Raw genomic sequence first — 22,527 nt, forward strand, 5'->3', positions numbered from 1 at the left:
TGTTCAACCGTCTCAAATCAGTCCGAGCGATCGCGCGCGTTCCAGCGAGCCGGCCCGCTTGCGGATGCCGATCTTGTTGAAGATCTGCTGCATGTACCATTTGACCGAGCCTTCAGTCATGCCGACGCGCTGCGCGATCTCGCGGTTCTGCAAGCCTGCGCTGGCCATCTGCAGGATTTCGGTCTGGATCTTGGTCAGCCGATTGCCGTCCGCGGCTTTCAGATCCGGATGGGCGGCAGTATCGCTGACCTTGCTGCGGCAATCGGCGCTGGATTCCTGCAGCAGCAAGGCGACAAAGCCGTCGATCGTCCCGGTCTGAATCTGCGACGCGTTGAGCTGCTCCTTGAGCAGCCGGACGACCTGCTCGCCTTCGTCCAGGAAGCTGCGGATGAAGTTTCCGGCGACCGCACGCGCCAGCGCGCTGCGCAATTCACGCTGGGCCCTCGGGGTCTGTCCCTGGGCTGAATAGGCGCGTGCGAGCAGGATTTCCCACCGCATCGCGCAGCGCACCGCGCCGGCTTTCGCAGTAAAACGCTTCCAGACCTGTCCAAGCTCGATCGCGCCCGCGAGTTCGCCGCGGGCAATGGCGAGCCTCACCCATGACATCGCCCGCATGGCGTCGCGGGTGGTGCTGTCACCGCGCGGATGCATGCCCGCGCCCGAGCCGAGCAATGCTTCCTGACGGCCGATCTCAAGCGCGCGCTCCGGATCGCCGCTGGCCAGCAGCAGCCTTGTCCGTTCGCCGATCATGCTCTGGCGCAGGCGTTCCAGCGAACGGCTCTCAGCCAGCGCCAGTCCCTCGTCGATCCTGCGATGGGCCCCGGCGATGTCGCCGGCCAGCCAGAGCAGTTTTGCACCGACGACGAAACCCGCGACATATTGATCGATGAAGCCGACCAGCGGAGCAGGGTGATGCCGCTCGATCAGCTTTCGTGCGGTACCGAGATCGTTGCTCTCGTAACAGATCTCGGCCCGCAGCAAGGCCGGCACCGATGCGATCCATTCCGCTTCGACGAGCCCGGCTGCGATCGCCGAGGCTTCATCGAGGCGGCGCGCCGCGCTCGCCTGGTCGCCGCGCATCGCATAGGTCGGGCCCACTACCGAGAGGTGCCACACCATGCCGAGCGGACGCTCACTCAGATTGAATTCGCGGATCGCCGCCGATTCCAGGTGAGCGCCGTCGGTGAAATCGAACTGCTCGCGCCGGGCATAGAGCAACGAACCATAGATGGTTCCGCGGGTATAGTGATCGAACGTATCGATGCGGGCCAGCAGAGCGAGGCACTTCTGCCCGGCGGCGATCTGGTTGTCTTCGTACTGGGCAGACAGCATCCTGCTGTGCAGAACGAGACCTTCCACTTCGGCCGATCCGTCGGGCAATGTGGTTTCGTCGGCGAGGCGCAGGAAATCCTCGACCAGGCCGAAGCGCCAGCCGGTCGAGGCGCCGCGGGCGGCGAATACGGCCGCGCGTGGATGCTGGCGCAGCACGTCCTTTGGCAGGCGCAGCGCCATCGCGGTGACGAGGGCGCCTTGCCCGGTCAGGCATCCGCGCATGCCGAACACGTCGAGCAGCGCAGCCGCCTTGTCCCAGGCTTCGGCATGGACCGCGCAATCGAAGGCTTCGGGCAGCCGGTTGTGGCGCTCGAACCACGCGGCTGCGGCGAGCGCAATGGCATCGTGGCGTGCGCGTCCGGATCGCAGCAGTTGCGCGCGGAGAAAATCGGCGAATAACGGCAGCAGCCGGAAATCCGTTCGGCAGCCATCCACGGGGGTGATGAACAGGTTGGCACGGATCGCCCGTTCGATCATGTCGCCGCCGTCATGGATGCCCAAAGCCGCGTTGCAGGCATCGGCGGTCAATGTGCCGAGGGCTGACGCGTCGATCAGAAAATCCCTGAGGCGCACAGGCAGCGGCTGCAGAATCTCTTCTGCGAAGAAATCGTCCATCAACCGCGAGCCTCGCCGCAGTTCGCGCAACACGCCGGTAAGGCCGATCTCGCCGGCCCGCTGAAGGCAGGCATCGGCGGCGGCAGGCCAGCCCGCGGTAGCGCTCAAGATCTCCTGTGCACCATTCGCACCAAGTGTGATGCCGTAAGCGCGCTCAGCATGATCGGACAGTTCGTCCGACGTCAGCTTCAACGTGCCTGTGCCGATATCACGCACCAGTCGTTGCGCGCGTGCGCGCGCCAGCGGGACGGGCAGGGGAGCTCGGGTGGCGAGGATGAGCGAATGGCTTCGTAGCGCCATTTGCAGAAAGAACGCGCAGATCGCCTGAGCCGTCGCCTCAGGCAGCAGATGAGCATCGTCGATGAGGACAATGCCGCGTCCACGGGTATCGAGCCAGCAGCGAATGAGAGCCATGAGTGCGTGATGGTCATGCGACGGGACTGATTGTCGCTCGCCGGATGCACCATCGATCATCAGCGTTTGATCGCGGTCCGCCGTAATCTTGAGCGGCCGATGTCCTGCGCGTGTCAGCTCGCGGGCCCATTGTTGCAGCAGGCGGGATTTTCCATAGCCCGCGGGGGCGCTGATCAACGTCAATGGCAAGGGGCGAATGTCGCTCAACCTGAGCGATGCGCGATCCAGTGTCAGGTCGGTGCCGAATCCATCGACACTGTCGCCGCCTTTGGCGGGCCAGCCATCCATGCGCAGTGGCGGCGCCGGCGACGGAGATTGGAATTCCCAAATATCCTCAACGATATAGTCGGTCATCGCTTCCACCCGCAGAGATCTGGCGCTTTGCAAGGATGATGCCAGCAGGCACAGTCGCGCGCTCTTGTCGCCCATGATGACATGTGCCGCTGGCACGGCAAGCGCATTGCCGTCGCAGAAATGTCATTCGCTATCTTTCGATAGGTGACGCTCCGGTCCCGTCACCCCAAGCTTCGCATCAGGTTTCACATTGAGGCGGATGAGGGGTTCTATGGCATCGGTACTTGATCGAACGAAAACGGCGCTCGACGGCTTCGAGCGGCAGGAGATCGAGATCAACGGCATCAAGACCGTGGTCTACAGTGCAGGCTCCGGCGAGCCGCTGGTTTACCTGCACGGTTCCGGCACTTTCGCGGGCTTCGGCTTTGCGCAGCAGTGGGTCAAAACTCACCGCGTCATTCTTCCCTACCATCCTGGTTTCGGCGAATCCGCCGATGACGCGCGCATCGAGTCGATCAACGACCATGTGCTGCATTATCTCGACCTGTTCGACGCGCTCGGCCTCGATCAGATCAACCTGGTCGGATCCTCCCTCGGCGGCTGGATCGCTTCGGAGATCGCGATCGTGCAGCCGGCGCGCATCGCGCGGCTGGTGCTGATCTCGCCGGGCGGGCTCGTGATCAAGGACGTGCCATCCACCGACCTGTTCACCGTGGCTCCGAAGGACGTGCCGGCCTATCTGGTCGCCGATCCCGCCGTGCTCGCGCCGTTCATGCCGGAAGGCCACGACCTCGAATTCATGACGCTGCGCTATCGCGAGACCATCTCCTCGGCACGGCTGGTGTGGGAACGCCCCGGCAATCCCAGGCTCGATCAGTGGCTGCACCGCATTTCCGCCAGCACGCTGCTGCTGTGGGGTGAGGGCGATCGCATCAAGCCGCTCGCGCAGGCCGATACCTGGCTCAAGCTGCTACCCAATGCACGTCTCGAAGTGATGAAGGACGTTGGACATCTTCCTCTCGACGAACGGCCGACGGCTGCCGCCGGGATCATTGCGAATTTTCTGAAGGAGACATCGGGCGCGGCCACTCCGGCCGCGCGCATCACCAAGAAGGCGTCCTGATCATGCAGCCGACGAGCCCGTGGAAATCCTGGTATATCGTGTTCATGCTGACGCTGTTCATGGTGTTGGCTTTTGCTGATCGTGCGGTTCTCGGCTTTGCCGCCGTGCCGATCATGCGCGACCTCAACATGTCGCCGAGCGAGTTCGGTCTCGCGGCCGGCGCCATGTATTGGCTCTATCCCGTGGCTGGCATCGCGGGCGGTTTTGCGCTCAACCGTTATCCCGCCAAATGGGTGCTGACGGTGCTCGCCGTGATCTGGGCGGTGTCCCAGCTCCCGATGCTGTGGGCCACGACCCATACCGAAGTCGTCATTGCCCGTGCATTGCTGGGCGTCGGCGAAGGTCCCGCCTTCGCAGTGGCCTTGCATGCGTGCTTCAAATGGTTCGAGGACAAGGACCGGGCGATGCCGACCAGCATCGTCTCCGAAGGCGCAGCCTTCGGCATCATCTTCGCAAGTCCGGTGGTTGCCTATCTCATTGCCGGCTATGGCTGGCGGACCGGCTTCGCCGTGCTCGCGGCGCTGACCATGCTCTGGGTGGTGGTCTGGATCGTCACCGGCAGCGAAGGCAAGGTGCAGACAGCGACGCCCCGCGTGGCCGAGATCAAGCGCGTGCCTTATCTGAAACTGCTGCTCGACCGCACTTTCCTCGGCAACACCATTGCCGGCTTTTCGGTCGCTTGCGGCATCACCATTTTCCTGGCCTGGCTGCCGCCTTATCTGCTGAAAGGTCTGGGCTATTCGACCACTCAGGCAGGCTGGCTGACCACGCTGCCGTGGCTGACCAGCATCGTGCTGGTGCTGATCGGCAGCTTTCTGTCGCAGCGACTGATGAAGAACGGCGTGTCGAGCCGATTGTCGCGCGGCTGGATGCTCACCGGTGCGCTTGGCCTTGGCGGTCTATCGACCATCGCGATGACCCAGCTTCAGCCCGGCGCGCTGCAATTGCTGCTGCTGTCCATCGGCTTCGGCCTGCCGACGCTGGTCTGGACGCTGAGCCCGGCCATTATTGCCGAGGTGACGCCGGTGAGCCAGCGCGGCGGCATGCTCGCGGTGTTCTCGACGGTGGCCAACACCGCCGCCGGATCCTTCGCGCCGTATTTCATGGGCATTCTGGTCGAGCGCGGCGCCACCCAGGCGCAGGGCTATGCCACTGGCTTCATGATCCTCGGCGCGCTGCAATTCGGCGTCGCGCTGGTCGCCTGGCTGCTGATCAATCCGGAAGCCACGACAGCATCCTTCGCGAGGACCACCACGACGGAGCCATCTGCGGAGCCTGCGCCCGCACAGGCCTGATCAACGTTCAAATCCTGACAGCAACACCGACCAATCTCACGAGGTCACCATGCCGATCCTACCTGATACCGAATTCATGGCCTGGCATTTCATGCCGTACTATGATCTGCCGGAGAACATCGACGACTATGAATCGCTGTGGGTCGATTTCCCCAACAAGTATTTTGATCCCAAGAAGGGTCACGAATATTACGAGCGCTACCTGTCGGAGCTGGTGCTCGCCGACAAGCTCGGCTTCGACGGCGTCTGCATCAACGAGCATCACAATACGCCCTACAGCCTGATGCCGGTGCCGAGCATTCTTGCAGGCGCGCTGATCCCGCAGACCAAGGGCAAGATCTGTGTGATGGGCACGCCGGCCGGCCTCGACCATCCGCATCGGCTGGCGGAATCCTATGCCATGCTCGACGTGATGTCGGGCGGCCGCCTGGAATTCGCATTCCCGCTGGGCACGCCGATGGAATACTGGTCCAGTAACGTCAATCCGGTCACCGCACGCGAGCGCCAGCGAGAGGCGCTGGAAGTGATCATGAAGATGTGGACCCAGGAAGGCCCGATCAGCCATTCCGGACGGTTCTACAATTACCGCTATCTCAATATGTGGCCGCGGCCGTATCAGCAGCCGCATCCGCCGGTCTATCTGGTGGGATCGGGCAGCCCCGGCACCATCGAACTCGCTGCCGAAATGGGCTTTGGCTATTCGTCCACCTTCAGCCCGATCACCGCGCAGCTCGCGGCGCAGAAGACGTTGAAGGAGCGCGCCGCGCATTACGGCCACACGATCCGTCCCGCACAGGTACCGATCGTCTGCATGTGCTATATCGGCGACGACGACGAGAGCGCGCTGGCGGAGATGGAGCCGCATGTGCGCTATTTCTTCACGACATTGACCCGCGCGGGTCGCTTCATCGATGCACCCGGCTATCTGTCGATGGAGGAATTCCAGAAGCGCAACGGCCGCATGCTGCCGTCCAGCCATGGCGGCGCCTTCGACTGGACCCAGATCCGTCAGCAGTTCCGCGTTGTCGCGGGCACCGCGAAGACAGTGGCGGATAAAATCGAGCAATGGGCTGAAGAGGCCCAGACCAGCCGCATCATCTTCCAGATCCACCGCGGAAACATGCCGCACTGGAAGGTCGTGCGCACCATAACCGGTCTCGCCAATGAGGTGATCCCGATGCTCAAGGAACGGCGCCGGCTGGCCGACGCCGAACTCTCCGTCGCCGCGGAATAATATCGCTCACAGCAGAGGATCGCAGCCATGATCATGACCCCCGGCGTCACCAGCGCCACGTCGAGCGTCCAGGACATCACCTGGAATATTCTCGGCCAGACCTATGTGCCAAAGCAGCTCTCGGAAAACTCGCTCTCCTGGCACGCCACTTTCCCGCCGGACACGTTCGTGCCGCCGCACATCCATCCGACACAGGACGAGTTCATCTATATGCTGGAGGGCACGCTCGACTTCTGGCTCGACGGGACCGATGCGCAAGCGAAGCCCGGAGATCTCGCCCGGCTGCCGATGGGCATTCCGCACGGCATCTTCAACAAATCCGGCCAGACCGTGAAGTGCCTATTCTGGGTATCGCCCACGCGAAAACTGTTCGACCTGTTCAAGGCGATCCACAACGTGCCGGATCCGGCCGAGGTGGTGCGGCTCGCCGCATTGCACGAAGTCGATTTCCTGCCGCCTCCCGGCGCTTGAGACCTGACGTACGCGCCTCCCGAAAACGCTCTGGCGGAAAGACATGATGAACGCTCTCTTCAACAAACCACGGACGCCCCTGATCGTCGGGATCGGGGGCACGCATCGCCCTCATTCGTCGTCCGAACTGGCGGTGCGCTATGCGCTGCGGATCGCGGAAAAGGCGGGCGCGCGGGTGCAGATGTTCGATGGCCCGTCGCTGTCGTGTCCGCTCTACAATCCCGCCGATCCGGCGCGCGACGAGCGTGCCACGTCATTGGTGTCGGCTTTTCGCGCGGCAGATGGCATTATCATCGCGGCACCGGCCTATCACGGTGGGATCTCGGGCCTCATCAAGAACGCGCTCGACTATACCGAGGACATGAACCGCGACACCCGCGTCTATTTCGACGAGCGCGCGGTCGGAAGCATTGCCTGCGCCGGCGGCTGGCAGGCGGCAGGGGCTACGCTTGCGGCCCTGCGTTCGGTGGTGCACGCCTTGCGCGGCTGGAACACGCCGCTCGGCGTGAGCATCAACACGGCCAACAAGATTTTTGACGGCGACAGCTGTCTTGATCCCGATGTCGCGCGCAATCTCGAAGTCATGGCGCGACAGGTCGTCAGCTTCGCGCAGGCGATGAGTGCGCAGCGTGTGGACGGCGTGGCCGCAGCAGGACTGCGATGACAGGGCAGGGCGCGCCACATCCGTCCAGGGGGCCAAGCGTCACCTTTCTGCCCGACGGCACCACGCATATCGTCGATCTGCATGTGCCGCTCCCCACCAGCATCAGCGCCGCCGCTGCCGACATGATCCGGCTGCGCAACCGCATGCCCGATCCGACCAATGGGTTGACTGCGCCGATCGAGATCGAGCGCAAATTCTATGACGAGGCGCAGGCGATCCTCGAGGCGCAGTTGCTCGCCATATATGCGGTCTCGGTCGAAGACGTTGTTGTCGGCGGTGTGCCGGGGCGGCTGGTCACGCCACACGGTCATACAGCCAGGCCAACGGGTCCGATGCTGATCAATCTTCATGGCGGTGCGTTCAAGCTCGGCAGCCGCTCGATCGCCGAAGCCGTTCCGATCGCTGCGCGAACAGGCGTTCCTGTCCTTGCAGTCGATTACCGGCTCGCGCCGGAACATGCCTATCCGGCTGCCGTCGATGACGCGATCGCGGTCTATCGCTCATTGCTCGAAACCCGCACCGCGCAAGGCATCGCTATCTATGGTTCCTCGGCAGGCGCCGTTCTGGCCGCGGAGACCGTCATAGCCGCGCGACAACTCGGCTTGCCGATGCCGGCCGCGATTGGCTTCTTCTCGGGAACGGCTGATTTCGCGCGCACTGGCGATACCGAAGCCCTGTTCGGAGTGATTGGATTTGCCCCACGCGTTACCGCTGTGCTGGATCAGGCTTACGGATATCTTGCCGCGGCCATGCTGACCGATTCCGTTGTGTCGCCGACCTATGCCGATTTACGCGGCTTCCCGCCGACGCTGTGCATGTCGGGCACGCGCGATTTCTTTCTCAGCGGGACGTGTAACTTTCATCGCTCACTGTTGCACGCCGGTGTCGATGCCCGGCTGGTCGTGTTCGACGCCATGCCGCATGTGCATTGGACCAAATATCCTGATCTGCCGGAAACCGTTGAAGCGCTTGACCTGCAAGCAGCATTCTTGATGAACTACATAGAGGTCTAACGTCTCACGATGTACACCTCTGAACTGGCGAAGTGTGCGCAACGCGCGAAGGCTCTTAACTATTGGCGCAATGGCGTATCGGCGTTGATGGCCCGCGTTAGGTCGTCATGATCGCTGTTTTGGGCTGCGAGTTGCCATTGATCCCCGTGAGAGAGTCGTTGTTTACGCCCCAAATTGCCGCCTGGGTGCGGTTCTGTACCCCGATCTTTCTCAAGATCGCCTTGACGTGAACTTTCACAGTCGCCTCGGCGATGTCCATCTTTCGCGCGATCGTTTTGTTGGAGGCGCCTTCAATCAAACAGCGCAGAATGGAGCGCTCGCGCGGTGATAGATGCGGCGCAATGGCATCTTCCACCGGAAAGAAAATCGTCCGCTCAGTTTTTGGAGGCGGAGAAATAGCAATGAGACGAGAGTCGCCTGTTTCGGCCTCGTGAGCGGGCGATAGGAACTCAGGTGGGAAGATCGTCTCGCCCATCATGATGAGCTCAATGGATTTGATGAAAACTGGGCACGATGTCACGTTAACAAAATATCCGCTGACACCGGCACGGAACGCCATCAGAGGTTCGCCAGGCCGATAGCGATCGGCCACGATCGCGATGCGCGAAGCCGGAGCCCAACTCTTTAAGAATTCGATTTGCTCGAGAGAAAAATCGCGATCGCCATCAGTATGGACAAGGAGAAACAAAAGTGGAGATTTTCCTGGTCTGCGCAACCGCACCTCTTCGATCGAGGAAATAGATGCCAGCGTTCGTGAGTGTGCCGCGGCAAGGATCCTGGAGATCCCTTCTCGAATTAAACCGCTTTTCCCAATGACAATTGTGGCAAATGATAATGGCCTCGACATTGCAAATCTCCAATATCTACGCAACGGAAACGCGCTGAGCGGGCCTTAAGAACAGGAGTCGCGCAACGGTATTGCCTCCTTCGTCCGCAGTTTGGTCGCGTTCTCTTTTGAACAGGCCCGCTAAATCTAAACGCAGATTTTATATATCCATATATATCGTTGGGTATATGCATCCTCGAAATGTACGTTGGATGACACTCCACATTAGGGGAGGCGTGATAAGGCTGGATACTGAACGTGACGCTCTGAATACAATCAATGGCGTCGTGCGAGCGTTTCGTTGCTGTACCGTTTGGAACTCATTCCGGCGACGTAGGGGAAGACGCTGTCTTGGCGACGTCTCCGATGCGTTGTCTGGAGATGGCAAGGGCCGCGAGCACGGTACGATTGTTGATTTCGAGTTTTTGAAAGATGCGATGTAGGTGAACCTTGATGGTTCCGTCGGTGATGCTCAATCGTCGTCCTACTTCTTTATTCGACAGTCCTTCAGATACCAGGTGAACGATCTGGCGTTCGCGCTCTGTTAGCGTTGCCAACGCATTTCCGGTGATTGCGTTCTGCGCTCGGATGCCTTCGTCGGAGGACTGCCGCGGGATGGTACGTTGAGTATTCGCCACTTGCCGTAGCGTCTGCAGGAGCGTCTCCGGTGAAAGGTGTTTTGAAACGACGATGTAGTGTCCCGTCGTTCCGGAAATCATGTATGCGTCGGACTCATCGGATGAGACGAACAGCACAAGCCGCGTCGATAGTTTTTCAGAGTTTATAATTGAAAGAAGTTCGAGTGCGGTGACACCCGGCATCAAGACATCGAATATCAGGATGTCCGGCGCAAACTCGCGAAGTGAGTCAATGCAACTCGCGCCATCACTACAAGATGCAACTATCTTGAAGTCGCGTTGCCCTCCCAGCAGCCTACCCAATCCTTCGAGAATTACCGGGTAGCGATCAGCAATCGCGATCTTGGCGTACCTCATTGCGCAATCCTCGGCCTGACGTTCCCCAATCGCAATTGCATCAGTCGCGGGCGACGTCGCCTTCATCTCGGTCGCAATATACGAGCTCAAAGATCAAGCGGTAAAATGAATGCGGTGACTGCAATACATAAGTCCTGAGATCGATAAAATGGTTCGACCTCGCATGGTGTAAATCGTACTGCGCACGTGTCTCCAACTCAATAAAATGTGAGGGGCGTACAGGCCTGAGTTAGCAGATTTGCTATCCGATATCGGCCTTACGACGGAGCATGCCGAGATGGTTCCCGTCGCTATCGGCGCTCGTTCTTGCGTTGCGCAATCCGACCTATGCGTAAGGATTCCCAAGCGATGGCGTTGCAGCATCGAACTGAAATTCATCGTCCCGCGGTGAGGATGGCGGGCCGTAGTTCCAGTCAGATCGGAAAAAGGACGTCAGACCGTTCTCTTGCAAGTGCGCCCTGCCTCCTCGCGAATAATCCCGGGCGCGCGCGCTGACGAATCCGCGGTTGATCGCAGAGTATACCTCTGCGTCACGGGTTCCACGCTTCGTAGCTCGTCGACCAAGCCCAGGCCGCAAGGTCCAAGGTCAGGCGCTGTAGCCGGTGGGATTTCTGGATTGCCAACGCCAGTGGTCGGCGCACATCTGCATTAACGAGCGGGTCGATTTCCAGCCCATCACATTCTTGGCCAAGATCGGGTCGGCATAGCAAACGGCCACGTCACCATTGCGGCGTTCGCCCATCTCGTAAGGAACGGCTCGACCGCTGACCGCCTCAAAGGTTTGAATCACCTGCAGTACGCTGCTGCCCTCGCCAGTCCCGAGGTTGACGGTGAGAAGCCCAGGCGCCTTCAAATGCTTGAGGATACGCAGATGGCCAGCCGCAAGGTCGCAAACGTGGACAAAGTCGCGCACGCCGGTGCCGTCCGGCGTGGGATAGTCGCAGCCCCATACGGTCAGCTTTTCGCGCCTGCCGACCGCCACCTGAGCAATGAACGGTAGCAGGTTGTTCGGGATCCCAAGCGGATTCTCGCCAATGTAGCCGCTCTCATGTGCCCCGACTGGATTGAAATAGCGTAGAACGCCGATCCGCCAGTCTCCGTCGGCCGCGTGCAGGTCTCTAAGCATCTCTTCGATGAAGAGCTTGGTACGTCCGTACGGGTTGGTCGGGGCCAGGGCGTGTTCTTCGTTGAGCGGGAGATAAGAGGGGGCGCCGTAAACAGTCGCTGAGGAGCTGAAAACGATGGTTTTGACGGCAGCCCGTTGCATGGCCGACAGCAGCCGCATCGATCCGAGCACATTATTGTCGTAATAGTTGAGCGGCTGCTGGTTGGATTCACCGACCGCCTTGAGCCCGGCAAGGTGGATGACCGCGGTGACACCGTAGGTTTTCAAGGCGTCGTAGACGGCCTCCTCGTCGCGGATGTCGACCTGCCGGAATGCTACCGGCCTGCCGCAAATCGATTGTACCCTTCGGAGTGAAGCCGGACTACTGTTGGATAGATTGTCGAGCACGACCACGTCGAGCCCGGCATCGAGTAGGGCGACGGCGACGTGAGATCCGATATAGCCAGCGCCTCCGGTCAACAAGATCATTGGTTTCTCATCCTATCCAACGGTTTCCGCTTCGGCGTGAGGGGTGGGACCTACGCTCCGGGCGTGGGCCACTCCGCCGAGGCGGGTTCCCGCATAGGCGAGGGCGGTCAGTGCGAAGCCTGCCAAGATGGCGCCCGCCCGCCCAAGAGCGCCGGCATCTCCGCGGATCGCCGAGAACAGATTTCGAGCCAGGGCGCGGGGCAGCACCACGCGGACATAGCGGCCCTCCGCGCCGAGCCCGTCCCGAGGGCCGGTCAGTGTCGTTAGCACTGCTTTAGCAGTGCCTTCGACGAGACAGCGGTGGACGAAGTACTTCCAGGTGGTCCGTTGGACCGGTACGCAATGGCGGACGCGCGCTTCGCTTCGATAGGCCCAGTATCCTCCGGGATGAAGCCTTGCGGTGCGGATGCAGAATTCGGTTTCCTCGCAGCTTTCGGCTTTGCCGCCTATTCGGGCCTTGGCGCTTACGGAGAAGCCAAGCTTGCGGCGTCCGAGGTCCGAGGTAAACCCGCCCACGTTGCGCAGCACTTCGGCCCGTACAGACATATTAGCGCCGACAGGATTGCGGATGCGGCCCTCGTGGACGTGCATGCCGGAATAGGTGCAGCCGACCACCCAGAGGAATTCATCGGGAAACCAGGTGGGTGGCGGGGCCCGCCAAAGCGGCTCGACCGGACCTCCGGCACCGAGTACGGCCGGGTCGCGGTAAGCATCCAGCAGCGCAGCAAGCCAGCCGGGTTCGGCGGTGGCGTCGTCGTCGAGGAACGCAACGATGGTGCCTTCCGCATGCATTGCACCGGTCATGCGGGCGCCAGACAGGCCGGCTGGTCCCTCGCTGGCGAGCACCGTTGCCCCGACGATCTCGCGCGTCGCGCGCTCTCGCAGGTCTTCGTTGTTGTCGATGACCACGATGATCTCGCGCGGCGGCGGCATCTGACTGCGCACTGAGGCGACGGCCAGATTCAGATCATCCCAGCGGTCGATAGTATGTGCGCAAATCACGATGGAGGCGTCGATCATTGGATTAGTTCCTGGCCAATTGACCCGAGGCGGTGCGCCGCGATGTCGAACGCCTGCCGTTGAGCGTTAAGGCGATACCCGGGCCTGAAGATGCGCTCGGCACCTGTCGGTGCTTCACGCCGACAGGTGCCGATTTCTGGATCAAAGCTGACTACAGCAGGACGCGCCCGGCCAGCTGACTAGAAGGGGTACTCCGGCAGTCCTCCTCCCGGTGCCTCGCACTTCGGCGAACAAAGTGGGGAATGACCAGCAGAAAAGGCAATCTCGGCTGGACCGCCGCTCCAGCACCTCTCATGGCAGTTCACCGAATGTCAGTAAGCGAAATGAAGATGCGATCAGCCACCGCAGAATGGATTACTCCCTACGAGCTTTCGACGGGCTGAGGGTCCTCTTTAGATTGTTAGCTGCGCGCGCGTTTGTGTTACAGAATGTTTCCAGCCGAACGGTACATCCAAAATGCAAATCTGCTTTCATTTGGATCGATCGAGATTGTTTCGTTGGCACGTATGGCTAGCGGAGGCGGTTGCCGCTGTGCCGGGCCAGGAGATATCGCGGACATTCGCTGCGCAGTCCCATCCACTCCCGCGCGGAGTGTGCTTGCTGCTCGACCTTGAAAGAATGATCTACTGTCGGGAACGAGGCGGTGCCACGGATTCGGCGCAGCTCGCCATGCTCTCGCTCACGCCGCAACGAGGCGACGTGCCGGACTTGGTGATTGATCTCGGTGGCGACGGGGCGCTCCCGGCGGGACGGCGAGTTCTGACTCCGCTTTTCAACGGCATTCCCGGCGAGATCGGCGTCATGGCGGCGCTGACGGAGGAGCGGGATATACTCATCGAACTCCACGACACCGCGCGTCCGGATCGGCCGTGGACTGCTCGGCCTGCGAGCCAGGACCACGAGGTGTTTGCCATCACGCTCGACGGCGCTCTGTCCTGCACTGTTGCGCTGATCCTCAAGGCGATGCGCGAGGAGTGCGGCTTGAACGCCGCCGCCGCGGCGCCGACTGCAGCCTATGCCCGGTTCGGGACCGCAGCCTCGTTGGCTTGGGCGAGCACGATGGTTGCGGTCAAAGCTCTGCGGCTGCTCGGGATCCTGGCGAAGGGGAGGAGGGCATGGAGCATTGGTTGGCGCGTCGACGGCAGAGCCAGTCTACTCGATCGCGGAGAGGCAAAGTTTCGTGTTCTCAGCGGCGGAGTCGACAGCTATCTCGCCGACCCGTTTCCTTTCCAGCACCGGGGACGCCGCTTCATCTTTGTCGAACAGTACCTGTACTCCCAGAATAAAGGCTGCATCGCCGTGTTGCCCATGGACGAACGCGGTGCAGCTGGGCCTCCAAAAATCGTCATCGAGGAGCCGCACCATCTGTCGTATCCGATGGTGTTCGAGCAAGCCGGGCAAATCTGGATGATCCCGGAAGCGGGCGCGTCAGGGAAAGTCACGCTCTACCGCGCGGAGGAGTTTCCGTACCGCTGGAAGCGGGAGGCCGACTTGGCCACCGGCGTCGAACACTACGACGTCACTCCTTTGCCGGACGGCTCTGGCGTCTGGTTCTTTGCGGCCCAGCGATTTTGGCAGTCCTCCTCGTGGGACATTCTGAGCATCTACCGTGCCGACGGCCTGACCGGCAATTGGACGCCGCACGGCGCTGGGCCGGTGCTATTTGACGCGGCCATGAGCCGTCCGGCTGGCAACTTCATTCGCCGAGATGGACAGATACTGCGTCCGGTCCAGGATTGCGCTCGCGGCTACGGCCGCGCTGTCACGTTCTGCAGGATCGACAATCTGGACGACGTCCAGTTCGCTCAAACGGCCGTCGGCCGCATTCGTGCCGGGTCGTATGGCTGCCATACCTACAACCGCTGCGACGGCATCGAGGTGGTCGATCTTTTCGGTAGGACAGTCGATTCTGAAGAAGTAGCGGTCTCCTATGTTTCGCTACCGGCAGACCGGGCGGTTGGTCGGCCGGCCGGCGCCGTCTTGCAGGAAGAGTCCCATATCGAACTGACCGCGCCGGTCTAGATTCCCGTCTAAACCGATCTGGCGTCGCTCGCCGGTTTCATGAATTTAGCGAGCACACGCTTTGCATGACGACCCCTTGTTTCGATGCGGCGCTCGATCGTGTCGCGGCCGAACACAATCCACTTCAGGGAACGCTCTGTATTGGCGAGGCGCGATTTGTGGCCGGCCGATCCCGCCATGAAGTCGTAGCCGAGTTCACCGCGCGCAAAGCCGTCCTCGATGGCCAAGACGTGGCTCAGCAAGCCTGGCTTCAGCTTGGCGTCCTCTTCATAAAGAAAGCCGCTCTGGTAGTGCAGAACTTCGCCGCCGTGCACAAAATTGTAAAGCACACCGATGGTCCGGCCGGCGACGGTCGTGCGCGAAATCCGGACCGCGCCGGTGGGGACACCGCGTGCGATGAGGTCCTCGTGGAATGGGCGGAACGCAGGATTGGCGAATGCGCCCTTGCCGCCCCAGCGTGCGCGATGCAGTTCGGCAAGCTCGGCAAAGGCGGCGAGTGCTTCCGGGACCGTTTCCATAACCCGATATTCAACGAGGCCGCGCTCGCCATAGAGCCGCAGCGTGCGGCTAACGGCCTGACGAGTATTGCGACCAAGCGAGGCGCGGTAGTCCATACGGAGACGCCGTATTTCAGCGAAATCAACCCAATGCGCGGTTTGAACTTCTCTGACCTCTTCCAGCAGCCCGGCACCGGCGGCGGCCCTGCGTGCGACGGCTTCCACATCCGCCGTGATACCCGACAATACGAGCTGGTCGGACTTGCCGAGATAGCGGATGGCGCTGTCGAGACACGCCCTGATGATTGCTTCAGCCGCTGAGCTGTCGGCGAGGATGCCGTTATATTCGATGCAGAGCCGGTCGAATTGGGCAGCGCCGGTTTCGTGGAGTAACCATTTTGCTCGCGGACGGAGCCCTAGGCGCCATGTCTTGCGTCGACAGACAACGGCCATGCCGACTATGAGGTCGCACGTCCTTGCAGTCAGAATATGCGGTTCTGCGTCCTTCGGTAGATGAGCCAGCCACGTTCCAATCCACAGCCAGGACAGGAAGAAGGACGGGCTCGCGCGTGTCTCGAGGGTTATCCATGCGTCTTGGGTCGCAACGAGGTCCCTTAGCGGCTCGATATGCACCTTCACGGCGTCGGAGCCGCCGGCGGAAATCCATCGCGACGGCACTTGCAGCAAGCGACGGGCGGAAGCCTGGGGCAGCGACGTTTGCGTCATCGGGACAGTCCTCGGATTTTTGCGGCCGGAGTCAGGGCGTCGCTGCTCGTGATCGGGCGACAGCCTGACGACCTTCGGCTCCGATGGGCCTTAAGTGAAGGTCGCAGTGAGCTATCCAGCGGCAGGTAGCGCGGTTCATCGTGATTACTCCTTCGAGCCGCGGCATCGTGCGCCTTCGACTGGTTTGGCCACGGCGACGACCCCCGAAGGGCTACCCACCCATCGTGCTTTCAATGCCATGAGGCTTCGATGAAGCTTCTTCCATCCGCGAATGATCCGCAGACAGGATGACGAGAGCCACAGTTGCTCAGCGCCTCCACTCCTTCAAGCTCTCGCGTCGCCACCGCAAGAGCGTCCCGTTCGTTGGCGTAGAGGCTGGAGTTTTCAAATGACTTTGAGCAGCAAACCGACCGCCTCCGTGGACGTCGCCATCGTTGGAGCCGGTCCGTACGGGCTGTCGCTGGCGGCACATCTCGGAGCACGCGGCATCGAACACCGGATTTTCGGTGAGCCGATGGGAGCGTGGAAGGCCAACATGCTACCGGGAATGCTGCTCAAATCCTATCCCTGGGCGACCAACCTGTCCGACGCCGCGTCCGCCTTCACCATCAAGAATTTCTGCATCGAACGCGCGCTGCCCTATCATGACGAGCTCACGCCGCTGCCGATCGAGCGATTCCTGCAATACGCTGAAGCTTTCCACGCGCGCTACGCGCCGCATGTCGAACGGAAGCTGCTGGCCACGCTGCAGCCAGCTCCGGCCGGCTTCCATGCCCGCTTCTCCGACGGGGAGACGATCTTTGCCCGGCGCGTCGTTGTTGCGATCGGACTGCAGGCGTTCCGCCGGCTGCCGCAGGAAGCTGCGCAGCTTTCTGCCGAGATCCACTCGCACAGTGGCGACTATGGTCCGCTCGACGCGCTCGACGGCCAGGATGTGGTCGTGGTCGGCTCCGGTTCCTCGGCGACGGATCTTGCAGCGATGCTCAACGACCGCGGAATTTCCGTATCGTTGGTGGCACGCGCCTCACAGCTGGATTTTGCCGCCCGTCCGCGGACCAGGAGCCTGCTGGAGCGGACGATCGCGCCGACGAGCGGCATCGGCCAAGGTTGGACCGCAGGTGCTTGCGCTAGGTATCCGCAACTGATCCGACTGCTGCCCGACGACCAAAGGGTGCAGATCGCCAACGGCAAGGCTTGGGGCCCGGTCGGAAGCGCGTTCGCGAGAGAGCGGGTGATCGGCAAGGTGCCGTTGTGGCTCGGCAGGAGCCTGCGAAAGATCGGGACGCAGGGCGACAAGGTCGCGCTTGACCTGACGGACCAGGCTGGAGCGAGCCACACGTTGCGCTGTGACCACGTGATCTTCGCGACCGGATACGGCATCGACGCGAACCGGCTCGACTTTCTGGACCACAAGATACTGAGCCAGATGCGCCTGATCGAAAAATCTCCGGAGCTGTCGTCGCACTACGAGACCTCGGTCCCCGGACTGCATTTCATCGGTCCGGCAGCGGCCAACAGCTTCGGTCCGGTATGCCGCTTCGTGTACGGCGCGCAGCATGCCGCCGTTCACCTGACCCGGCATCTGTCGGGTGAGACGCGCCGCCAACAGACAACTTCCATTGTTCAACCTCTCTACAGCTCGGTGAATCCATGAACGCTCCTATCCCGCATCCCCTGCAGTCGGCCCAAGGCCAATCAGCCAGCTTGTACTTCCCGCCGGGCGACTACGGTCTGCCGCACACGCTGGCGCTGCCACGCGTAAGCTTCATCATCCCGACGCTCAACGAGGCGAAGAACCTGCCGCATCTGCTGCCGCGTATCCCAGCCTGGGCGCATGAGGTGGTGATCATCGACGGCAGATCGACCGACGACACGGTCGCCGTCGCCCGCGCCCTCCGCTCCGACGTCAAGATTGTCATGGAGCCACGCCGCGGCAAGGGAGCTGCACTGAAAGCCGGATTTGACGCTGCCACCGGCGATATCGTCGTGATGCTCGACGCCGACGGTTCGATGGAGCCCGACGAGGCCATCCTGTTCGTTGGTGGGCTGATGGCAGGTGCCGACATGGTCAAAGGCTCCCGCTTTCTGCAGGGGGCCGGTACCGACGACATGTCGCTGTTCCGCATGCTCGGCAATTGGGGACTGACAATGACCGTGCGGTTGCTCTACGGCGGCACGTTCTCCGACCTCTGCTACGGCTACATGGCCTTCTGGAAGCGGCACGTCGAAACGCTCAAATGCGACTGCGACGGCTTCGAGATCGAGACCCTGATCAATGTGCGGGCCCTGAAGAACCGTCTCAAGATCGTGGAGGTGGCGAGTTTCGAGGCGCCGCGCATCAGCGGGCTTAGTAATCTGCGTGCGATCCCCGACGGTTGGCGGGTTCTCAAGACCATCCTGCGCGAACGTGTTCTTACCCAGGTTTCGCCTGTCGGCTACGGGGTGCCGTAGCCACGAAAGGAGTCTAGCTCAGCATGCACGCCGTGGGGCGGCAGTTGAATCAAGATGATCTGGAGTGGAAGCTCGATGCGAATTCTGATGGTTGCCGCACGCTGTCACCCGCTCATGGGCGGCATTGAAACCCACATCCAGGAGGTCGGTCCGCGTCTGGTGGCGCGCGGCCATGCCGTAGACGTCCTCACCACCGACCCCACCGGTGAACTGCCCGTCGAAGAGGATGTCTCGGGCATGCGCGTGCGCCGGGTCCGGGCATGGCCCAAGGATCTCGATCTCTATCTTGCGCCCGGCATTTACAAGGCCATACGGGAGGGATCCTGGGACCTCATCCATTTCCAAGGCTATAGCACCTTCGTGGTGCCTATCGGCCTGTTCGCCACCGTCCAGGGCGAACTGCCATTCGTGCTGACCTTTCACAGCGGCGGACATTCGTCACGGTTGCGCAACGCCGTGCGCGGCACACAACAGGCCATGCTGCGCCCGCTGGTCTCGCGGGCCGATCGCCTGATCGGTGTCTCCGAATTCGAGGCTGAATTCTTCAGCGCCAAGATGGCCGTGCCGCGGGATCGCTTCGTCGTGATTCCGAACGGGGCGGCGATGCCTGTGCCTAGCCCAAGCGTTGAGGCCGATCCCAACCTGATCGTCTCGAGCGGCCGGCTGGAGCGCTACAAGGGGCACCACAAGGCGATTGCGGCCATGCCCGAGGTGATCCGACAGCTCCCGCAGGCACGGCTGCACATCGCAGGCGCCGGTCCTTACGAGAACGAATTACGCGGGCAGGTGCGCAGGCTTCATCTCGAGGAGCGCGTGACGATCGCAGCCATTCCCGGCGGCGATCGCCAGCAAATGGCGGACCTGCTGGCGAGCGCCGGCCTTTTCGTCCTGTTTAGTGAGTACGAGGCGCATCCGGTCGCGGTGATGGAGGCACTGGCGCTGCGGCGCCCGGTGCTGGTCAGCGATACTTCCGGACTGGCCGAGCTGGCCAGCAAGGATCTGTGCCGCGCGATCCCCTGCAATGCCACCCCGGCGGAGACCGCTGCCGCGATCGTCACCGAACTCCGCACTCGCCGTCCAATTCCCGAGCTGAGGCTGCCGGACTGGGAGGATTGCGCCGAAGCGCTGATCAACGTCTATCGCGGCGTGATGGCCGACCGCGTTGCGGCCAAGCGGGGCTCGGGAAGCGGCAGGCCGCTTCTGGTCCGTGCGGGACATCGCCCATGACGCCGGGCGACATCGCGTGGACATCCGGGCGTCCGGTCAGGAACGGCATCCGGCAGGTCCTCGCCGTGATCGGCCCGGAGCGGCGCGACGGAATGATGGCCGAGACGTCCCAGCCGTCGGCGAACCCCGGCGCTGTGGCCTTGCTTTCCCTGACCGTCGCTGCGGCTCTGCTGTTGGTGGTGCTGGGGCAGGGAGCAGGACGACGCGGAGAAGCGCAGGCGTCGTTGCTGTTCTGGGTCGGCATGGCGCTCACGGTCTTGCCGCTCAGCTTCCGCATCGCATGGCCCCAGGTCGCCCGCGGCGAACGGCTGCTGTTGCTCTCGCTGCTTGTCGTTGCGCTGTTCTATTGCCGGACGATCTATTCTCCAACGAGCTTCACGCCGTATGATGAACTTCTGCACTGGATCGCGGCCGAAGATCTGATGACGGCCCGGCGGCTGTTCCTGTCCAATCCGCTGCTTGAAGTCGGATCGACCTATCTTGCTCTGGAAATACTGGCGACCGCGCTGACCGACCTTAGTCGGCTGCCGCTGTTCGTCGCGGCGACAATGCTCCTCGCGGTGCTGAAAGTCACCTTTATCGTTGCTCTGTTCCTGCTCTACGAGAAGATCACCGGCTCGGCGCGGATCGCGGCGCTCGGCTGCCTCGCTTATATGGGCTGTTCGACCTTTTTTCTCTTCGAAGCAATGTTCTCCTACGAGAGCCTTGGCATCGTACTCTGCACGCTCGTCTTCGCGATCGAGGCGGGATCGCGGAACCTGCCCACATGGCAGAGGAGCAGGGCGCTGGTGCTGATCGGCGTGCTTCTGGGGGGCATCGCGGCTACGCATCACCTCTCGGCGGTCTATGCGGCGATCTATCTCGGCGCGGTGACGATGCTCGAATTGCTGCGACGGGGCGGGCCTCCGCGCGAAACCAAGATGGTCGTTGGTGCCGTCATCGCGGTGCTGCTGCCGCTATTGTGGATCGAGCTGCATGGCACACATCTCACGGCCTATCTTGGGCCAGTGGTCGAGAGCGGGATCAGGATACTTCTCGCCAAACTGCACGGCACACCGGCGCAGCTGCCAGACGCAGTCGCCGCCGTGGCGGCACCCTCGCAACCGTTCCTCATGCGTGTGACGACCTTGCTTGGAGTGCTGTTGACAGCGCTCGGATTGGCCACGGGTTTTTTCCGATCGCTGGCGCTCTCGACAGCCGGCCCCGGCCAGTCCGGCTGGTCGTCGATCCGCGATGTTCTCGGACGGCGCTGGAACGACAGCCGCATCGTCTTTCTCTCCTTGCTGGCTTTCGGCTTTCCGCTTTCGGTCGCGTTCCGGCTCAGCATCGGCGGCTGGGAAGTCGGAAACCGGATGGGGACGCTTGCATTCTTCGGCGTTGGACTGGTGGTTGCGATCGGTATCGTCCATTTCTGGCAGGGCCGTGCGCCGCGCGGATGGCGTCTCGTCGCGCCGCCGCTCGCGCTCGGCGTAATCGTGCTTGGCGGCGTTACCAGCGCCTCGCTCGATCCGGTACGGGGGGCCTACCGAGTGGCCGCGGATGCGCAGTCGGTCGAGGCGATGGCTGTCGAAACCGCGCGCTGGACCAAGGAATGGATGGGCGCCGGAAACCGGTTCGCCGCCGATCGGGTCAACAGCCTGTTGCTTGCCGGTTACGGGCGCCAGGACGTGAGACTCAATATCACCGAAGGGGTGAACTCAGCCCGCGTGTTCAAGAGCGAGACATTGTCGGGCGACGATTTCTGGGCGCTGGCGAACAGTCCCGTGGACTTTCTCTTGGTCGACATGCGCCTGACAACCGCGCCGCCTGTGCTCGGCTTCTATTTCGAGCCATGGGAATCCAGGACCGGCAAGCCGATCCAGCCTGCCGCGCTGCGCAAGTTCGAGGACATCGAAGGCGTCGGGCGCGTCTATGACAACGGTTTTATCAAGATCTACGACATGAGGGGAATGCATGTTCGCCCTTAACAACCGAGACCTTCTGATCGCCTGTCTGTGGTCGAGCCTCGCCGTGTTCGTGGTCGCCACCACGGACAATGCGATCCTGCGCACGGTTCTGTGCTTTCCGCTCGCGATCCTGATCTGCGGCCACACGGTGTTGCGGGCGCTTGAGATCGGCACAGCATCGACGGCCGAGCATCTCGCCTATGCGGTCGGTGCCAGCCTCGTGGTCGGGATCGCCGGCGGCATGGCGCTCAACGTGGCGGGCATGCTCTCTCCGTCCGGCTGGGCGATCTGGTTCTGGCTCGTCGTGGTCGGGTCGTCGTTGACCGCGGTTCGTCATGGCGGACTCACACGGACGTCATCCGCGTTGCCGCACGTCCGATGGTGGCATGTCGGCGCGATGGTCCTTTCGGTGCTGGTTGCTACCGGGGCCTACGCCTTGGCGATCCGAGACGAAACCGCGCAACGAGAGTTCAAATACACCGAGTTCTGGTTGCTGCCTGCCGATGACGGTAGTGAGTTGAGGGTCGGCGTGCGCAGCGGCGAGGAGAAGGAAGAGCGTTTCGACCTCGACGTCATTCTGGACGGCCGCCCACTCGCGACATTTGGATCGGTCAAGGTGACACCGGGAGAGACCTGGAAGCGAGAGCTGCCGGTCGCTCCCGCGGCGCTGCCGCGACGAGCAATCGCGAGACTTTACCGGCCGCACGACAACAGGCTGTATCGCAGCGCTTCGGCTTTGCTCACCGGGCGCTGAAGACAACGGAGCCA

18 protein-coding genes are annotated in these 22,527 nt (G+C 62.1%); 12 read left to right on the top strand and 6 right to left on the bottom strand.

Going from position 1 to position 22,527, the window contains the following annotated elements:
• Positions 1-12 precede the first annotated feature (12 nt).
• Positions 13-2,715 carry a LuxR C-terminal-related transcriptional regulator gene (locus ACIQ17_RS03550; protein ID WP_398465445.1) on the bottom strand — a complete coding sequence of 901 codons (2,703 nt, stop codon included), beginning with the start codon at positions 2,713-2,715 and terminating at the stop codon, positions 13-15.
• Between the two features lie 211 nt (positions 2,716-2,926).
• Here ACIQ17_RS03550 and ACIQ17_RS03555 point away from each other — a divergent pair, with 211 nt between their 5' ends.
• From ACIQ17_RS03555 to ACIQ17_RS03580, 6 genes are read left to right on the top strand one after another with little or no spacing between them, the layout of a single operon-like run.
• Positions 2,927-3,778, top strand: coding sequence for an alpha/beta fold hydrolase (locus tag ACIQ17_RS03555; RefSeq protein WP_398465447.1), 852 nt, complete (start codon positions 2,927-2,929; stop codon positions 3,776-3,778).
• Positions 3,779-3,780: 2 nt separating this feature from the next.
• Complete coding sequence (locus ACIQ17_RS03560) at positions 3,781-5,073, top strand: MFS transporter (protein ID WP_398465449.1); 1,293 nt, start codon at positions 3,781-3,783, stop codon at positions 5,071-5,073.
• A 49-nt stretch (positions 5,074-5,122) separates the two neighbouring features.
• Positions 5,123-6,307, top strand: a complete 1,185-nt coding sequence (locus ACIQ17_RS03565) for an LLM class flavin-dependent oxidoreductase (RefSeq protein ID WP_398465451.1) — start codon at positions 5,123-5,125, stop codon at positions 6,305-6,307.
• 27 nt (positions 6,308-6,334) lie between these two features.
• Complete coding sequence (locus tag ACIQ17_RS03570) at positions 6,335-6,778, top strand: cupin domain-containing protein (RefSeq protein ID WP_398465453.1); 444 nt, start codon at positions 6,335-6,337, stop codon at positions 6,776-6,778.
• Positions 6,779-6,824: 46 nt separating this feature from the next.
• The gene (locus ACIQ17_RS03575) at positions 6,825-7,442 is read left to right on the top strand and encodes an NADPH-dependent FMN reductase (protein ID WP_398465455.1); all 618 of its coding nucleotides are present in this window, start codon (positions 6,825-6,827) and stop codon (positions 7,440-7,442) included.
• Positions 7,439-8,455 (top strand): alpha/beta hydrolase, encoded by a 1,017-nt coding sequence (locus ACIQ17_RS03580; protein ID WP_398465457.1) that lies wholly within the window; start codon positions 7,439-7,441, stop codon positions 8,453-8,455. Before ACIQ17_RS03575 ends, ACIQ17_RS03580 begins: the two co-directional genes overlap by 4 nt.
• Before the next feature lie 97 nt (positions 8,456-8,552).
• Here the strand turns inward: ACIQ17_RS03580 and ACIQ17_RS03585 are convergent, their stop codons facing one another.
• The 4 genes from ACIQ17_RS03585 to ACIQ17_RS03600 form a co-directional block, all read right to left on the bottom strand.
• Positions 8,553-9,302, bottom strand: a complete 750-nt coding sequence (locus ACIQ17_RS03585; protein ID WP_398465459.1) for a LuxR C-terminal-related transcriptional regulator — start codon at positions 9,300-9,302, stop codon at positions 8,553-8,555.
• A gap of 299 nt (positions 9,303-9,601) precedes the next feature.
• On the bottom strand, positions 9,602-10,276 hold the full coding sequence (locus ACIQ17_RS03590) for a LuxR C-terminal-related transcriptional regulator (RefSeq protein WP_398465461.1): 675 nt from the start codon (positions 10,274-10,276) through the stop codon (positions 9,602-9,604).
• A 586-nt stretch (positions 10,277-10,862) separates the two neighbouring features.
• Positions 10,863-11,870: a UDP-glucose 4-epimerase GalE gene (gene galE / locus ACIQ17_RS03595; RefSeq protein WP_398465463.1), complete on the bottom strand. Its 1,008-nt coding sequence runs from the start codon at positions 11,868-11,870 to the stop codon at positions 10,863-10,865.
• Positions 11,871-11,882: 12 nt separating this feature from the next.
• Positions 11,883-12,890: a glycosyltransferase family 2 protein gene (locus ACIQ17_RS03600; protein ID WP_398465465.1), complete on the bottom strand. Its 1,008-nt coding sequence runs from the start codon at positions 12,888-12,890 to the stop codon at positions 11,883-11,885.
• 597 nt (positions 12,891-13,487) lie between these two features.
• Here ACIQ17_RS03600 and ACIQ17_RS03605 point away from each other — a divergent pair.
• The gene (locus ACIQ17_RS03605) at positions 13,488-14,912 is read left to right on the top strand and encodes a hypothetical protein (RefSeq protein WP_398465467.1); all 1,425 of its coding nucleotides are present in this window, start codon (positions 13,488-13,490) and stop codon (positions 14,910-14,912) included.
• A gap of 8 nt (positions 14,913-14,920) precedes the next feature.
• Here the strand turns inward: ACIQ17_RS03605 and ACIQ17_RS03610 are convergent, their stop codons facing one another.
• Positions 14,921-16,135: a GNAT family N-acetyltransferase gene (locus ACIQ17_RS03610; protein ID WP_398465469.1), complete on the bottom strand. Its 1,215-nt coding sequence runs from the start codon at positions 16,133-16,135 to the stop codon at positions 14,921-14,923.
• A 388-nt stretch (positions 16,136-16,523) separates the two neighbouring features.
• On the opposite strand from ACIQ17_RS03610, the gene ACIQ17_RS03615 reads away from it, so the two are divergent.
• From ACIQ17_RS03615 to ACIQ17_RS03635, 5 genes are all read left to right on the top strand, one after another.
• Complete coding sequence (locus ACIQ17_RS03615; RefSeq protein WP_398465471.1) at positions 16,524-17,789, top strand: NAD(P)-binding domain-containing protein; 1,266 nt, start codon at positions 16,524-16,526, stop codon at positions 17,787-17,789.
• Positions 17,786-18,586, top strand: a complete 801-nt coding sequence (locus tag ACIQ17_RS03620) for a glycosyltransferase family 2 protein (RefSeq protein ID WP_398465473.1) — start codon at positions 17,786-17,788, stop codon at positions 18,584-18,586. Before ACIQ17_RS03615 ends, ACIQ17_RS03620 begins: the two co-directional genes overlap by 4 nt.
• Before the next feature lie 87 nt (positions 18,587-18,673).
• Positions 18,674-19,813 (top strand): glycosyltransferase family 4 protein, encoded by a 1,140-nt coding sequence (locus tag ACIQ17_RS03625; RefSeq protein WP_398465475.1) that lies wholly within the window; start codon positions 18,674-18,676, stop codon positions 19,811-19,813.
• Complete coding sequence (locus ACIQ17_RS03630) at positions 19,810-21,780, top strand: hypothetical protein (protein ID WP_398465477.1); 1,971 nt, start codon at positions 19,810-19,812, stop codon at positions 21,778-21,780. Before ACIQ17_RS03625 ends, ACIQ17_RS03630 begins: the two co-directional genes overlap by 4 nt.
• Positions 21,767-22,513: a hypothetical protein gene (locus tag ACIQ17_RS03635; RefSeq protein WP_398465479.1), complete on the top strand. Its 747-nt coding sequence runs from the start codon at positions 21,767-21,769 to the stop codon at positions 22,511-22,513. Before ACIQ17_RS03630 ends, ACIQ17_RS03635 begins: the two co-directional genes overlap by 14 nt.
• The last annotated feature ends 14 nt before the right edge of the window (positions 22,514-22,527 follow it).

Origin of the sequence: Tardiphaga sp. (genome assembly GCF_044340795.1) — a bacterium.
Taxonomy (GTDB): domain Bacteria; phylum Pseudomonadota; class Alphaproteobacteria; order Rhizobiales; family Xanthobacteraceae; genus Tardiphaga.